General features: G+C 41.8%; 14 protein-coding genes. 1 reads left to right on the plus strand and 13 read right to left on the minus strand.

Features of this window, described 5'->3' with window-relative positions:
- Position 1: 1 nt before the first annotated feature.
- The 12 genes from G573_RS0109295 to ccpA form a co-directional block, all read right to left on the minus strand.
- Positions 2-820, minus strand: coding sequence for a Cof-type HAD-IIB family hydrolase (locus tag G573_RS0109295; protein WP_027976472.1), 819 nt, complete (start codon positions 818-820; stop codon positions 2-4).
- On the minus strand, positions 813-1,622 hold the full coding sequence (locus G573_RS0109300; RefSeq protein WP_037586881.1) for a Cof-type HAD-IIB family hydrolase: 810 nt from the start codon (positions 1,620-1,622) through the stop codon (positions 813-815). The genes G573_RS0109295 and G573_RS0109300 overlap by 8 nt, the downstream gene beginning before the upstream one ends.
- 85 nt (positions 1,623-1,707) lie before the next feature.
- Complete coding sequence (locus tag G573_RS0109305) at positions 1,708-2,766, minus strand: DUF3114 domain-containing protein (RefSeq protein WP_027976474.1); 1,059 nt, start codon at positions 2,764-2,766, stop codon at positions 1,708-1,710.
- A gap of 325 nt (positions 2,767-3,091) precedes the next feature.
- Positions 3,092-3,841: an ABC transporter permease gene (locus G573_RS0109310; RefSeq protein WP_027976475.1), complete on the minus strand. Its 750-nt coding sequence runs from the start codon at positions 3,839-3,841 to the stop codon at positions 3,092-3,094.
- Positions 3,838-4,563: an ABC transporter ATP-binding protein gene (locus G573_RS0109315; protein ID WP_027976476.1), complete on the minus strand. Its 726-nt coding sequence runs from the start codon at positions 4,561-4,563 to the stop codon at positions 3,838-3,840. Before G573_RS0109315 ends, G573_RS0109310 begins: the two co-directional genes overlap by 4 nt.
- 170 nt (positions 4,564-4,733) lie before the next feature.
- Positions 4,734-5,156: a helix-turn-helix domain-containing protein gene (locus G573_RS0109320; RefSeq protein WP_027976477.1), complete on the minus strand. Its 423-nt coding sequence runs from the start codon at positions 5,154-5,156 to the stop codon at positions 4,734-4,736.
- Positions 5,157-5,389: 233 nt separating this feature from the next.
- Positions 5,390-7,342 carry a threonine--tRNA ligase gene (thrS, locus tag G573_RS0109325; protein WP_027976478.1) on the minus strand — a complete coding sequence of 651 codons (1,953 nt, stop codon included), beginning with the start codon at positions 7,340-7,342 and terminating at the stop codon, positions 5,390-5,392.
- A gap of 251 nt (positions 7,343-7,593) precedes the next feature.
- Positions 7,594-7,722: a hypothetical protein gene (locus tag G573_RS11725; RefSeq protein WP_281168702.1), complete on the minus strand. Its 129-nt coding sequence runs from the start codon at positions 7,720-7,722 to the stop codon at positions 7,594-7,596.
- A gap of 290 nt (positions 7,723-8,012) precedes the next feature.
- Positions 8,013-9,347: a glycosyltransferase family 4 protein gene (locus G573_RS0109335; RefSeq protein WP_027976479.1), complete on the minus strand. Its 1,335-nt coding sequence runs from the start codon at positions 9,345-9,347 to the stop codon at positions 8,013-8,015.
- Position 9,348: 1 nt separating this feature from the next.
- Complete coding sequence (locus G573_RS0109340; protein ID WP_027976480.1) at positions 9,349-10,347, minus strand: LTA glycolipid anchor biosynthesis glycosyltransferase, IagA/BgsA family; 999 nt, start codon at positions 10,345-10,347, stop codon at positions 9,349-9,351.
- Positions 10,348-10,591: 244 nt separating this feature from the next.
- Complete coding sequence (locus G573_RS0109345; protein ID WP_027976481.1) at positions 10,592-12,055, minus strand: alpha-amylase; 1,464 nt, start codon at positions 12,053-12,055, stop codon at positions 10,592-10,594.
- A 225-nt stretch (positions 12,056-12,280) separates the two neighbouring features.
- A complete protein-coding gene (gene ccpA / locus G573_RS0109350; RefSeq protein WP_027976482.1) occupies positions 12,281-13,282 on the minus strand; it encodes a catabolite control protein A in 1,002 nt (333 codons plus the stop codon).
- Positions 13,283-13,446: 164 nt separating this feature from the next.
- On the opposite strand from ccpA, the gene G573_RS0109355 reads away from it, so the two are divergent.
- Positions 13,447-14,526, plus strand: coding sequence for a M24 family metallopeptidase (locus G573_RS0109355; RefSeq protein WP_027976483.1), 1,080 nt, complete (start codon positions 13,447-13,449; stop codon positions 14,524-14,526).
- Positions 14,527-14,571: 45 nt separating this feature from the next.
- Here G573_RS0109355 and G573_RS0109360 read toward each other — a convergent pair whose 3' ends face one another.
- Entirely contained in the window at positions 14,572-15,291 is a 720-nt protein-coding gene (locus G573_RS0109360) for a transaldolase (RefSeq protein WP_027976484.1), read from the minus strand.
- Position 15,292: the final 1 nt, after the last annotated feature.

Here is a 15,292-nt window from a genome sequence, read left to right on the forward strand (position 1 = left end):
GTCACTCCTCGTTTAAAATATATTGTTCGATTGCCTCGGCAACGCCGGATTCGTCGTTGGTCCGCTGTGTAACAGCATCAGCCTTTTGCTTAGCAACTGCAACACCGTTTGCCATAGCTACTCCAAAACCGGCCCACTCCAGCATGGTCAGATCATTTTCTTCATCTCCCATAGCCATGACTTCACTTCTGTCAATACCCAGATGCTTGGTTAAAAGATTGAGCCCGACTGCCTTATGGACACCCTTGGGCATAAATTCCAGAATGATGTCCCGTGATTTAAAGACCTCAAATTCTTCATACATGTATTGAGGAATTTTGGTGATTTGCTGATCCAAAAAATCAGCATTATAAACAACGACTGCTTTGTTATAGATCACATCAGGCAGGTGCTTAAGGCCGTCAATTTCACGAAAGGTCAGCATAGGATTTGCTACCTGATAGAGTGAATGATTGTCTTGGTTGCTGATACTGTAGACAGTACCGTCACTCAACACATCAACCGGCAGGGCTAACTTTTCCATCTCGGTCTGAATGGTCTCAATGTGTTTTCTGGTCATGGCACTCTTATCCAGAATTTCTCCGGTCGTTCTTTGAACCAAGCCGCCATTAAAGGTGATGAGATAATTATCCTCTGATATTAAATCAAGTTCTTCCAGCAGGTGTTCGATGGCCTTCAGGGGGCGGCCTGTTGTAATAATAACCTTAACTCCCTTTTCTTGAGCCGCTTTGAGAGCAGCTTTATTTGCAGGACTTACTTCCTTTTTTGTATTAAAAAGTGTCCCGTCTAAGTCCAAAGCCAGTAATTTAAATTCAGCCATTTTTTACCATACCTTCCATATAAGCAATCACCGATTCTTCCTGATGATGGGCAATAATATCATCTGCGATTTCACGAATCTCAGGCCGCGCATTCTCAGGCGCAACCGCCCTCCCTGCAAAAGTCAGCATTTCAAAATCATTTAAATCATCGCCAAAAGCTAAAACCTGATCAGAAGAAATGTCCAAAGTCTGGCAGAGGCGATTAAGACCAAAACCTTTGTTGGCACCTCGTAAAATAACATCAATCGATTCAAAGCCTGTTGTCACAGCCTGCATGTGGGGCAGCTTTTGATTCAGCCAGGCAGTGCCTTGACTGATGTCCTTAACAGGAAAATTAGTTGTGATTTTAAAAATATCATCATCCAAATGCTCAAAGTCCTCAACCAAGCAGATGTTTTCATAATAATAGCGCATTTTTTCCACATAACTTTGAGGACTGTCCGCTAAAATATAAGCTGCTTTTTTTCCGGACAAAAGCAGCTCTGTCCCTTGATTATAGGGATTTTCTAAAATTTTAGCGATCAAGGAGAGATACTGTTCCTTAGACATAAAGCGCTCAAACAAAACTTTATTTTTATACTGGATAGAGCTGCCGTTTTCAGCAATCACAGCAATCCGATTCATAAAGTCGGCAAAAAGCTTGTCTAATGCTAGAAGACCGCGGCCGCTGGCAACAGTAAAAATAAGACCTCGCTTTTCAAACTCCTGCAGCAGCTTATCCAAGCGCTCATGGTCAAAGCTGCCGGCAGGATTTAAAAAAGTGCCGTCCATATCTGTAGCAATTAGGCGTATGTCTTCCATCAGAATCTCCTTTCGCGCGTCATACTACCTTTATTTTATCAAAATTTAGGCTACTTTTGGGAATATTTCCTAAAATACCTGACTTTCACTTTCTTTTCCATTTCAGTTTAAACATTTTCCACTTAAAACGCCGCACCTGCTTCTTAACAGCCTTGAAGTTACTCTTGCGCCTGTCGGCATAAAGACCTTTTTTATTAAAATAACTCCTTTGCCAGTCCTCGATAGAATCGGCCTCAGTCCTTTTAGAAACAGCCATAGGAGCCCGAAAGCCAAGACCTTCATTAGCGATAAGCTTTTTTCTGAAAGCAGGATCATGTCTTTTGGCAGGATTGACATCCAGCTCCCAATGGCGCTTGTCTGTCTTATTGGCATAGTTAAAACTGGCACCGTTGATGATCGCATTTTGGCTGCTATACTCAGCATCAATTTCATTTAAAAATCGACCCTCATCATCAAGAATAAATTCGGTATGATAATTCAGCAGCACCTTGAAATTAACCCGCATACAATTATCCGGATAAATAACGGTACCATCTTTAAAGGCCCGCTTATTGTGAAGTCTGGCAGACTCTGTCAAACTGTAATCAGCACTTTTCCGCCAAAAATACTGACCTTTTTTATGCTTTAAAAATTCAGCCAAGGCTTCTTTATCGGTCATTTTGTCTTTTCTGAAATGTCGGCGAATATACTGAGCCTGCTGGCTGGAAATGACATAGCGAAACTGGTGAATACGTTTAGCAAAAGTGGTTTCAGCACTAAGTTCGTCCCTTGGAAAAACCTCTTGAACCAGCAGTGAAAAATCATGCCAGAAAGCGTGGTCTGGCGCCAAGTTATTTGAAAAATGACCAACTAATTTTTGATTTTCCTGCAAATCACCAGATAATTCTTCCGGCATAGCAGCCATGTCTAAGACAATCATCAGCAGGTCTTGAGCTTTTCTCCTGCCGTAAGCATGCTGCCATAATGACTGAAAAATCTGAGAGCCTATGCAAAAATCAGATGGCTGCAAATTTCTTTTAGCTAGTTGCTTTACATCTTCCCTAGTCCACCCTGCACTTTCCCATAAAAGCAGCTGCTTAGCCTGCTGATAGCGCTTATTCAGCCCTGCTTGGGAAAAGGTATAATTTTCTAAAATTGACCACATAGGCTCCCTCCTTTCAACACCATATTATATCAAAAAAGGCAGTGAGGCAGAAGCAGCTGCTTTGATAAAAGCTGCTTCTCTTACCATGACTCATCAGTCAGATCATATATATTATAAGAAAAACACCTAGGAACATTAAATCTCCCAGATGTTTTTTCTGCTATGCCAAAGGTAACTTTTCTTTCGCACAAATACTTATAATAGACATTAAATAATCCTAAGATGGGCAAATCAAAAACGAACTGCTAACCAAAAGTCGGAATGTGATTTCTAAAGAAACTGATCAATATCAGCAATAGGATATCTTCCCAGTTTTTAATTTATTTCACTTTTTCCTGCCACTCATGTTAGACTGAAAGACAATAATCGCAAACGCAAAAATGGCTACTGTATAAATCATTACATTAGATAAATGAGGAAGAACATGATTAAAATCACCATCTAAGGCTGCCCTTATCATCTTTACGCTATGATAGAACGGTAGAATACTTGTTATTTTTTTGAAAGAACCACCTATTAAATCAATGGGAATAAATACGCCAGACAGCCACCCAGCAACATTCGTCAACAAAGCCCCACAAATACCGCCAACCGCCTTATCATTCATAAGGCCGCCGAAAAATAATCCTATTCCGACAAATAACAAAGAAGTCATCGCTGTTATAACAATCGCAAACAAAATAGTGAACCTTATTTCAAGCCCAAAGGCTCCTGCTACCAATAAGGTTATTGTTGCCTGTACGATTGTCATACCAAGCATGGGCAGAGTATATCCCAAAATAAAATCTAATGCCGTCATAGGAGAAGTAAACAGCCGCACTAAAAAAGATGATGTACGGTCTTTTGATAGCAGCATCCCCGCAAATAGTGCCATAAATACGCTCCCAAACATTGCTAAACCTGGTGCGAGATTTTCTATTTTAAACATCGTGTTCTCTGCTTCAGATGGAATAGCATTATTGATAATAGACAGCAAAACTAACAGTATAATAGGAAATCCCAAACCGAAAAAGAAATTGATTGGATCACGCAAAATTTCTTTTGCATTCCGTTTTGCAAACAAAAACATTCTCATCGTACACCTCCTGAAAGCATAACAAAGGCATCCTCCAGCTTTGTGGTCCCGGTTTTTGCTGTTAATTCCGGTATTGTCCCAACTGCTGTTAATTTCCCTTTTGCCATTATACCCACACGATCAGAGAGCATTTCTACTTCATCCATATAATGAGTTGTAAGGATAATGGTTACCTTCCCTTTTAAGGCTTTAATCGATGTCCATAATTCACGGCGAGCCAGTACATCAAGCCCTAAAGTTGGTTCATCAAGAAATAAAATTTGTGGTTTGGAAATCAAAGCCAGAGCAATAGAAAGTCTTCTTTGCATTCCTCCTGATAAGTGTTTGGCTCTTTTGTTCAGTTCATTTACCAAACCAAATTTTTTGGCTATCTCATAGGCATTCTTCTTTGCCGTTTTACTGTTTTGACCATATAGTCCCGCAATAAGCTCCAAATTTTCAAGAACCGATAAATTAGCAGCTACTGCTGTTTCTTGTGGAGAAATATTGATTTTTTCCTTGATTTCATGAGAGTTTGAAACAATACTGTTACCAAGCAGGAAAGCATCGCCGCTAGTAGGCTTTGCCAAACAAGACAGCATTTTGATCGTTGTCGTCTTGCCCGCACCATTTACACCAAGCAAGGCAAATAATTCACCCTGTTCAACCGTTAAATCGAGATGATCTACAGCAGTTATATTAGAATATATTTTCGTAAGCTGTCTAGTGACAATAGCCTTCATTTTTATCCTCCTTTGGTACAGTATTAGCAACAATATCTATAATATTTAAACTATCACAAGCTTCTTTGAACATGGCCAATTGTCAATAGGCCGCCTAAACAAAATCATAACAGCCAATCACTGCAAAAAGAACATTAGAGCTAGAGCTGCAAAACTAAGGTCCAAATTGGCTAATTTTTTTCATTCATTAATCCCATTTCTTCAAAGGCCTGAACAAAGAAATCGCTGTTTAACAAGGCCAAGCCCTGATTAATATCACCTAAAACCATAAGGCTATCGCCTTTTTTAATGTTAAACACTTTTCTAGCTCGTACAGGAATGACAATTTGTCCTTTTTCACCAACCGTTACCGTTCCAAAGATATGCTTTCCCTCCTTAGGTTTACTGGCGAAAAAAGAATCATCACCATTAACCAGCTCATCTAAGCTAATGTCAAAAATTTCTGCCAAACGGCTTGAAGAGATAATATCTGGTAAACTCTCTCCCAGTTCCCATTTACTAAGGGTTTGGCGGGATACTCCTACCTTTTCAGCTAATGTTTCCTGAGAATAGCCTAACTTTTTTCTCAATAGAAGAATCGTTTCACTAATCATACTTTTCTCACCTCTTTATACGCCCATTATAGAGGGAATTTAATCGACTTTCAAGCAAGATTGGCTGGCAAAATAAGAAGTTTTTGTTAAAAATCATAGCAAAAAAGAAGCCCATAAAGGCTTCCTCTTACTTATTCAGCAGATTCTTCTGGATGTTATTTTCTTTCAACATCTTTTAGAAAAAGCAGGGAAAATTATCGTTTCCTTGCTTTTTCATCACACTATCTGCTACTTTATTCAACTGATTCTTCTGGACGTGATTTTCTTGCGATATCAGCTAAGATATTTTCTGTAAATTCGGCAATGCTTTCGGTGTGTGTCTGTTTGCTGCCATAGCGGCGAACGTTGACAGACTTATCAGCCATTTCCTTATCCCCAACAATCAGCTGGTAAGGCACTTTTTGGGTTTGTGAGGCACGGATTTTGTACTGCATTTTTTCGTTGCGCTCATCCACTTCCACACGGATACCGCGGTCACGAAGCGTTTTAGCAACTTCCCAAGCGTAGTCAATGTGGGCTTCGTTTGAAATTGGGATGACGGTTACTTGTTGCGGTGCCAGCCAGGTTGGGAAGGCACCCTTGTAGTTTTCAATCAGGATAGCGGTGAAGCGTTCCATGGTTGAGATAACACCGCGGTGAATCATGACTGGACGGTGTTCTTCGCCATCTGCACCAACGTATTTAAGGTCAAAACGTTCTGGCAAAAGGAAGTCCAGCTGAATGGTTGAGAGCGTTTCTTCGTTCCCCAGAGCTGTTTTCACCTGAATGTCAAGTTTTGGACCGTAGAAGGCTGCTTCTCCTTCTGCTTCAAAGTAATCCAATTCCATATCGTCCATGGCTGCTTTGAGCATGGCTTGCGCATTTTCCCACATTTCGTCGTTATCATAGTATTTGTGAGTGTCTTTAGGGTCACGGTAGGACAGGCGGAAACGGTAGTCTGTCAGATTGAAATCTTCGTAAACGTCAATAATCAATTGCAGTGTCTGTTTAAATTCGTCTTGAATTTGCTCTGGTGTGACGAATGTGTGACCGTCGTTCAATGACATTTCACGCACACGCTGCAAACCAGTCAGGGCACCCGATTTTTCATAACGGTGCATCATGCCGATTTCAGCGATACGGATTGGCAGCTCACGGTAAGAATGAACATGGTGTTTGTAGACCTCAATGTGGTGAGGGCAGTTCATTGGACGCAGAACAAATTCTTCACCATCACCCATGTCCATGGTTGGGAACATGTCTTCACGGTAATGATCCCAGTGACCGGATGTCTTATAGAGATCAACAGAGGCAATTGGTGGCGTATAAACGTGTTGGTAGCCTGCAGCGATTTCCTTATCAACAATATAACGTTCCAGAGTACGGCGAATGGTTGCCCCATTTGGCAGCCAGAATGGCAGACCTTGACCGACTTCTTGAGAAATCATGAAGAGATCAAGCTCTTTACCGAGTTTACGGTGATCACGTTCCTTGGCTTCTTCCAAACGTTTGAGGTAAGCTTTAAGATCTTTCTTGTCAAACCAAGCAGTCCCATAGATACGCTGCATCATAGCATTATCAGAATTACCACGCCAGTAGGCACCAGCCACATTGAGCAGATGGAAGACTTGGATACGGCCAGTTGACGGTACGTGTGGCCCACGGCAAAGATCAACATACTCACCCTGACGATAGATGGTCAAACCGCCCTCGTCTTCGGAGTGTTCTTCAATCAACTCCAGCTTGTAAGGATCGTTTTTAAAGATTTCACGCGCCTCATCTTTGGTCACTTCTTCACGGATTGACGGGAAGTTTTCCTTAACAATTTTCTTCATTTCCTCTTCAATGCGAGGCAGGTCTTCGTTGGAAATTTGGCCGGCTTTGTTATCCGTATCGTAGTAAAAGCCATCTTCAATAGCAGGACCGACACCCAGATGAATGTCCGGGAAAAGACGGCGAGCTGCCTGAGCAAAAAGATGAGCCGCTGAGTGACGAAGAACAGGCAGGGCATCCTCGTGATCAGGCGTAACAATCTCAAGTGAGCCGTCTTCTGTAATCGCACGCGTTGTATCAATTAATCGGCCGTTTAATTTACCGGCCAAGGCTTTTTTGGCAAGTGATTTACTGATCGATTCAGCAATTTCAAAAGTTGTTACGCCGCTTTCGTATTCACGCACAGCGCCATCTGGAAAAGTGATTTTTACCATTGGAGTTTCTCCTTTTTAATCTTAATTTTTGACAGTTTCCTTAGGTGGCGGGGTCGGCAGCGACTTCCTTGCGGAATTCCATGCCTAAGTTTTGAGCCAAAATCTCAAAACTTCCCTATCGAATAATCACGACTGATTATTCGATTCTCGTCACTGCGGAAACCCTCGTTAGGGCTCGCTTCGTTCGCATTAGTTATTGTAGGTAGAGTAGGTAACGGTTAAAACGATTATCAACCTCTAAGACAGGAAAATCACCAACCAGTTTTTCTTTTCCCATTTCGGAAAAGCCTAACCATCAAGCCCAAATTTAATTGCTGAATTGATAAAATCAAACCAACAGCAGTTTCTTGATAGCTATCTTCAAAAGCAATAATCTTCAATCGTCATCTTCCCTCTACCCTATTTTTCTAAGGTAAAGAAAAATACGACATCCTCGAAAGGACGTCGTAACGTGGTTCCACCTTCATTTATCAACAGCAAAACAAGCTCTGCTGCAGACCTCTATCGGTGATAAGGGCACCACCCTTTTATGTTTGCATAAAAACTTGGGGAGTAGTATCAAATGATCGATTTACGCTTTTTCAGCTGCCAAGCGCTCTCTTAAAAACCAAACACACCTGACGTGTCTCCGAAGTTTATTATAGCAGGATTTTTCAAATTTTCAAGCCTCTTAATCAAGAAAATCCCGAATAGCATTGACCAAACGAACCGGCGCCTTTATAACCTTGACAGATGTCTTGGCCGTCTTTTTAAGGGCAGTAGCTGGAAGTTTGACGGTCGATTTGACAATTTTAATCGATGTATCTGTCTTGTTGCCTTCAACAGCCAAGGACCATTTTTCCTTTTTCTTGGCCTTTTTCGAGATGATCATATCCAGATAAAAGGCGAAGACAGATTTTCCAAAGTGCTCAGCAGAAATTTCATACAGCTTCTTCTGCCAGAGTTTTTCATCTTTAGCAGGTGTCGAAATAATAGCATCTAAAACAGCATCTGCCAAATCAGACTCTGTTTGATAGAGGGTACCGAACATTTTATCGGTAATTAAATCATCAAGATAAGGATTGGCCTGAGCGATAATGGGCTTGCCGCTCGCTAAACTTTCAGTATAGGTCAGCCCTTGTGTTTCACTGGTTGAGGCACTGATAAAGAAATCAGAAGCTTTGTAATAAAGGGCCGTTTCATCATAACCGACCATTCCTGTAAAAATAACATGATCAGTCACACCCAGGTCTTTTGCCTGCTCTTTTAACTCATCAAGATAAGGGCCGTCTCCGACGATAAGCAGCTTGACCTTAGGATTGCCGGCTAAAATCTCCGGCATCTGTTGAATGACTGCCTGAATATTTTTTTCATAAGAAACTCTGGACAGACTTAAGAGAACTGTCTCGTCATCAGCAAGGCCTAGCTCCTTTCGCAAATCGTCCACGTCTTCTTGGCTGATATCCGGACGTTCATATTTTTTTAAGTCAATACCTGTCGGAATGATCCGTTTGGGAATTTTCACTGAATAGCCCTCAAGCAGATTGACAACAATGCGGCTGGGGCAGATAACACCGTCAAGATCACTCAGATAGCCTCGAATGATATATTTAACCATACTTGGACGGATAATTTTACCGTTGGCGATATAGCGGACATAGTCTTCGTACTGAGTATGGTAGGTATGAATGACCGGAATCCGCAGCGCTTTTCCAACCATTTTTCCTAAAATCCCCACACTGAACTCTGTCTGAGTATGGATGATATCTAATTTATAGGCCTTGGCAATTTTATAAGATGCAAAAAGTCCCCGATACACAACTCGGCGATCAGTAAAGGAAATAAACGGAACGCTTGGCAGACGAATAATAGTCGGATCCTCATAGCGTTTCACATGCTTATCAGTCGTTGTAAAAATATAGACCTCATGCCCCTGCTTTTCCAACTCTTCTTTCAGGATTTTGATACTCGTTGCAACGCCTGAAATCTGCGGCAGATAGGTATCGGTAAAAAGACCTACACGCATCTTACTCCTCCATTACTTTTTGGTAAACATTGACCAGCTCATGCGCCACCTTGTCAATATTACGGCTGCGAGCTACTCTGTAGCCGGCTTCTTTTTTATCACTGCGGCCGTCAAGAACCCTTTGAATAGCTTCTTCAAACCCTTCAACTGTTGTTGCAAATTCGGCATCTTTGTCTGTGATCCAGCCGTCATAAACCGGTATGTCTCTTAGGATAACATGCTGGCGGCTGGCGAAAGCTTCCAAAACGACAATTCCTTCTGTTTCTTCCAGACTGGGAAAAAAGAAGGCGTCCGCACCGCTCATGGCTCCTTCAAAGACATCACCCTTTATATAGCCGGCAAAGGTAACATTGTCAGGGTGGTTTTTAGCCACAATTGCCCTGACATCATGGGGTATAACCCATTTATTGGTTTCTCCGAACCAGATAAAACGAACATGGGGCATTTTTTCAGCAACCTTGATAAAGTCCTCAATCCCCTTACGCTTAAAATACAGCCCTGCGCAGATAACCACCTGTTCATTTCCCGTCAGCTGAAAATAGCGGCGAAAGGCCTCTTCCTTGGCTTTGCTGGGCACATAGCGATCCAAATCAATTCCGTTAGAAACAGCATAGATAGGCTTTGTAATCCCATAGCCAGCGATTAAGCGCTTTGAATATGGAGTCGGGGTAATAATGGCATCAGCTTTTTTATAAAAATGACAAAGATATCTTCTAAAAAGCGGCGCCACTAAATTAGAACCGATAAAGGAATTTCTAAAGTCTTCCTCTGTCGAGTGTCCGTGCATAATAATCTTTTTGCCTGATTTTCTAGCACAGTTCATGAGACGCCAGCTTTTAAAACCATAAGTATTTATATGAACCAGATCGTAATCATCCTCTGGATTTGTCGTGTATTCAATCCCTGCTAGGGTTAGGGCACGCTCTTGATGTTTGATGGCACGGCCGATACCTGATTTTCTCAGATAGTGCTCTGCCTCCAAATACAGTAAAACTTTCATGTTTCTAATTATAACACTAAATTTGCTGAGATGCCACTGACTGCTGTCGCACCAATTGTTGGACCATACCGCTATAAAGCCAGCAATTCCGGCAAAAATTCTTTGAAAAAAAACGGCTAAAAACCACTTATTTCCTGCCTTTAAAGAGCTTTAGCAAAATGAAAAAATTTCAAAAAAAGAGGTGCAAAAAAGCGAGGCCCAGACTTCGGCAGTATCGCCGCAGACTGTCAGCCTCGCTTTTTAATTATAAGTGAGCATCTTTGCTGACCCAAGCAGATACAGAGCCTGCCTGAACAGGGAAATCGCCCCAGCCTTGATCATCCAAAACAACTTCTTCAGAACAGTTGTTGAGGTAGTCTACAAAGACCTTGTTTTTATTATACTCTCCCATATTCATGTGTTTCCAGCCGGCATCACCATTAGTCATGACAACAGCAACACCATCAGGGTGGTCTTCATCGCCCAGACAGGTCCAGCCGATACAGTTGGGATGGTCAAAATAATCCTCAGTCGGACCATAGACATGATATTTCCTAATATAGAGAAGCTTATCTAAAACGGTTTGGAAGGATTCTTGCGCAAAGTCACCTGAAATACCGTAGTAATCGCCATAGAAAACACAGGGAGTTCCTTCCTGACGCAGCAGGATTAAACTGTAAGCCAAAGGTTTAAACCATTCAGCAATCGTTGATTCCAAGGCCTGACCTCTTTGTGAATCATGATTGTCCACAAAGGTAACAGCAAAATCAGGATTGCTTTTCATGAGACTGTCATCTAAAATAGTCGCTAAATTAAAATCCGCTCCCTTTTGTCCAGCTTCAAAAAAATTCATGTGCAGCATGACATCAATTAAATCCATTTGAAGACCGGTGTCATTCAGATAGTCGGTAATATCAAAATTGCTGTCCTTCCAATATTCCCCAAAGACATAGAGATCCTCTTTAAAATGCTCACGGATGTAGCGAATGAAATCCGCCATAAAGTTCTTATCGATATGCTTAACAGCATCCAAGCGAAAACCGCCGACACCGGTTGTGTCCAAAAACCAACCGGCCCATGATTTGAGATGCTCAGCGACATCAGGATGTTTGAAGTCGATATCATCATACATGAGATAGTCGTAATTGCCGTTTTCCTGATCAATATTTTCCTGATTGGCCCAGCCTTTATTGTCCCCCAGAATCATATAAATTCCTGTTTCATTATGCAGGGCGTCATAGTCGACACCGGTAAAATGGTACCAGTGCCACTTGAAATCGCTGTAGGCATTCTGCCGTCCCGGAAAATTAAACTGGGTCCAAGCTTCAATTTCATAAGGATCTGAAATCTTTTCCTGACGGTTGTTGGGATTGACCTTGATTACTTCAAATTTTTCCTTAGCATCTCCATTGGCTTTATGGTTAAGGACAATATCGGAAATAGGCATAATCCCTTGATCCTTGAGAGACTGAATTGCTCTCAGATAGTCTTCTTTGCTGCCGTATTTGGTGCGGGTCGTTCCGTTTTGATCAAATTCTCCCAAATCATAGATATCATAAACGCCGTAGCCGACATCATTTGAGCCTGTTCCTTTAAATGCCGGCGGCATCCATACCTTGCTGATGCCGATTTCTTTTAAATGCTGGGCATCCTGGGCTAAATGCTGCCAGTGCTGCCCGTCATCCGGCAGATACCATTCAAAATATTGCATCATTGTTTCATTTGTCATGCGTGCTCCTTTTATGAAAAGAGTCCAGAAGATAACTCCCAGACTGCTTACAGAGATAAAATAGCCCTTAACTTAGATGGATAATTTCAAGTGCTTTTTAGCAGTCTAAAACCTTGCCATCCATTATTTTTAATTTTATTAAGGCGCTAGTAAAGTTACGATTTCGGTAAGATAAAGAGCTTTGCTCCTGCCAAGATAATAGCATTGTTGCTCTTGTATCATCTCTTATTTGGTTGTTCCGCGTTCGTTGATACCGTGATTAAGAACAATTTCCTTTTCTTCCAGATCTTCTTTGTTCATGATTTTGGTTAACATGCGCATGGCAACAGCACCCAAATCATAAACCGGCTGACTGATAGAAGTCAAATTTGGACGGGTATAAGAAGTAATGGCAGAATCATCGCTGGTAACAATTTCAAAGTCATCCGGTACTTTTTTACCGGCAGCAAAGAGACCGTTTAAAAGACCGGCAGCCAGCTCATCTTCAGCAACATAAGCAGCCGTCGCACCCGAATTAATAACCCGCTGAGCCAGATTGTAGCCTTCTTGATATTTATACTGTGCTTCAAAAACAAGCCCTTCTTTGAAACTGAGCTTATTATTCTTAAGCCCTTCCTTATAGCCGGAAAGGCGCACCTTGCCATTAATATCATCAATAAGAGGTCCCGATACAAAGGCAATCTTTTCGTGATTTTTAGCCAGTAAGTCAACAGCATTTTGAGCAGCCAACTTATAATCAATATTAACACTTGGCAATTGGTGCTCAAGGTCAACCGTTCCTGCCAGCACAATCGGCGTGCGTGAACGTGAAAATTCCGCACGAATTTTTTCTGTCAGATGGTGTCCCATAAAGATAATACCATCAACCTGCTTTGCAAATAAGGTATTGATGACATTAACTTCCTTGTCATCGTCCTCATCACTTGAGGCAAGAACAATATTATATTTATACATGGTTGCAATATCGTCAATCCCCTTAGCCAAGATGGAAAAATAAGCATTGGCAATATTAGGAATCACCACACCGACGGTAGTTGTCTTTTTACTTGCCAGACCACGCGCCACAGCATTGGGCCGATAGTCCAGACGGTCAATAACTTCTAGAACTTTTTTCCGAGTATTTTCTTTTACATTTTTATTGCCATTCACAACGCGGCTGACCGTTGCCATAGATACGCCGGCCTCCCGGGCAACATCGTAAATCGTGATAGTGTCATCTGTGTTCATCCTTGCATCATCCCTTCTACTCTGAAAATTACGCTTCCAATGCTATTCTAGCACGATTTGAAAACACTTTCAAGTATAAGAGTGCAAGTTTTATGAAAAACTTAAAAGAAACTTGCTTTTTTCTCCCTTTTTTGAAAAAATAGAAGGCGAAAGAAGGTTTTTATATGTCAAAACAAGCACAACTAATTCAAGCACTCAAACAAGAGGGAACCGGGGCGGCTGTCCTGTCTGATCCTGTTTCTATTAACTATCTCACAGGCTTTTACAGCGATCCGCATGAACGCCTCATGCTGCTCTTTTTGTTTGCAGACACAGAACCCTTGCTTTTTTTGCCTGAACTCGATGCCTTGAGAGCTAAGAGCATTGTAGATTTTCCGGTTGTTGGCTATATTGATTCTGAAAATCCCTGGGCAAAGATTAAAAGCTTGCTTGCCAAAACGGATTATTCTAAGGTCGCGCTTGAGTTTGATCATCTCAATGTCAGCAAATTTAAAGGACTTGAGCATATTTTTTCAGGTCAGTTTACAGATTTGACCCCGCTTATAAATCAGATGCGCCTCATTAAATCGCCTGATGAAATTCGCAAGCTCCTCATTGCAGGCGGCCTTGCTGACAAGGCTGTTCAGATTGGCTTTGACCATATTTCCCTCGATGCTTGCGAAACAGACATCATCGCCCAAATTGAGTTTGGCATGAAAAAGCAGGGCGTTGACAAGATGAGCTTTGAAACCATGGTTCTGACAGGAAGCAACGCTGCCAATCCTCACGGCATTCCTGCAAATAACAAAATTGAAAATAACAGCCTGCTTCTGTTTGATCTCGGAGTTGAAAGCAAGGGCTACGTCAGTGACATGACCCGTACAGTCGCTGTCGGACAGCCTGATCCGTTCAAAAAAGATATTTACAATATCTGTCTGGAGGCTCAGCTGACGGCTCTTGATTTTATTAAGCCCGGCGTAACTGCCGCTCAGGTTGATCAGGCGGCTCGAGCAGTCATCGAAAAAGCCGGCTACGGGGAGTACTTTAATCACAGACTCGGTCACGGTATCGGCATGAGCGTCCATGAATTTCCATCCATCATGGCCGGCAATGACTTGGTTCTCGAAGAAGGCATGTGCTTTTCTGTCGAGCCCGGTATCTACATTCCTGAAAAAGTCGGTGTCCGCATTGAGGACTGCGGATATGTCACCAAAAACGGCTTTGAAGTCTTTACCAAAACGCCTAAAGAATTGTTGTATTTCTAATATTTTGACCCCCAAAAACAGACGGCTGTGAAAACCGTCTGTTTTCTAGTCTTCCAGAATTTTAAATCCTAAGCTGGTGCTGTCTTTCAGAAACGTTTGTACCGTTTCAAGTGAGTATTCCGTTAAGTCTTTATCCTTTAAAGAAAGTTTCTTGATCAAATCAGATGTGCAGGTAATGATGTCTACGCCAAGGCGGTCAGCTTGGTAGATGTTCAAAGTTTCCCGCGAGCTGGCCCACAGTAATTCAACACCGGATTTCCTATGGCAGATTTCTAAAGCTTCCTCCATGATAGGCAGAGGATCGCAGCCTGTATCTGCAATACGTCCTGCAAATACAGATACTATCGCCGGCACACCCGACTGCAGAGCATCAACGACAGACCGAACTTGCTCTATGGTGAAGATAGCAGTGACATTGAGCTTTATTCCTTTTTCTGATAATTTTTTGATTAAAGGAAGAGTAGGTTCTCCTTTGGAATTAGTTACCGGAATTTTAACATAAACATTTTGACCCAGAGCGGCAATTTTCTCTGCTTCTTTTTCCATGGTGCTTAAATCATCGGCAAACACTTCAAAGGAAACCGGATATTCTGTTATTTCTTTTAAAACGTCCTTAGCAAAACCAATATAGCTGGTAATGCCTGCCTTTTTCATAAGACTGGGGTTTGTTGTAAATCCCTTTACCAAACCTGAACGTAAGTCTGTTAGCATGGTGTCTAAAACGGCACCGTCAGAATAAACTTTTATTGATAATTCTTTTGACATA

It is taken from the genome of Streptococcus devriesei DSM 19639 (assembly GCF_000423725.1).
Classification (GTDB): Bacteria; Bacillota; Bacilli; order Lactobacillales; family Streptococcaceae; genus Streptococcus; species Streptococcus devriesei.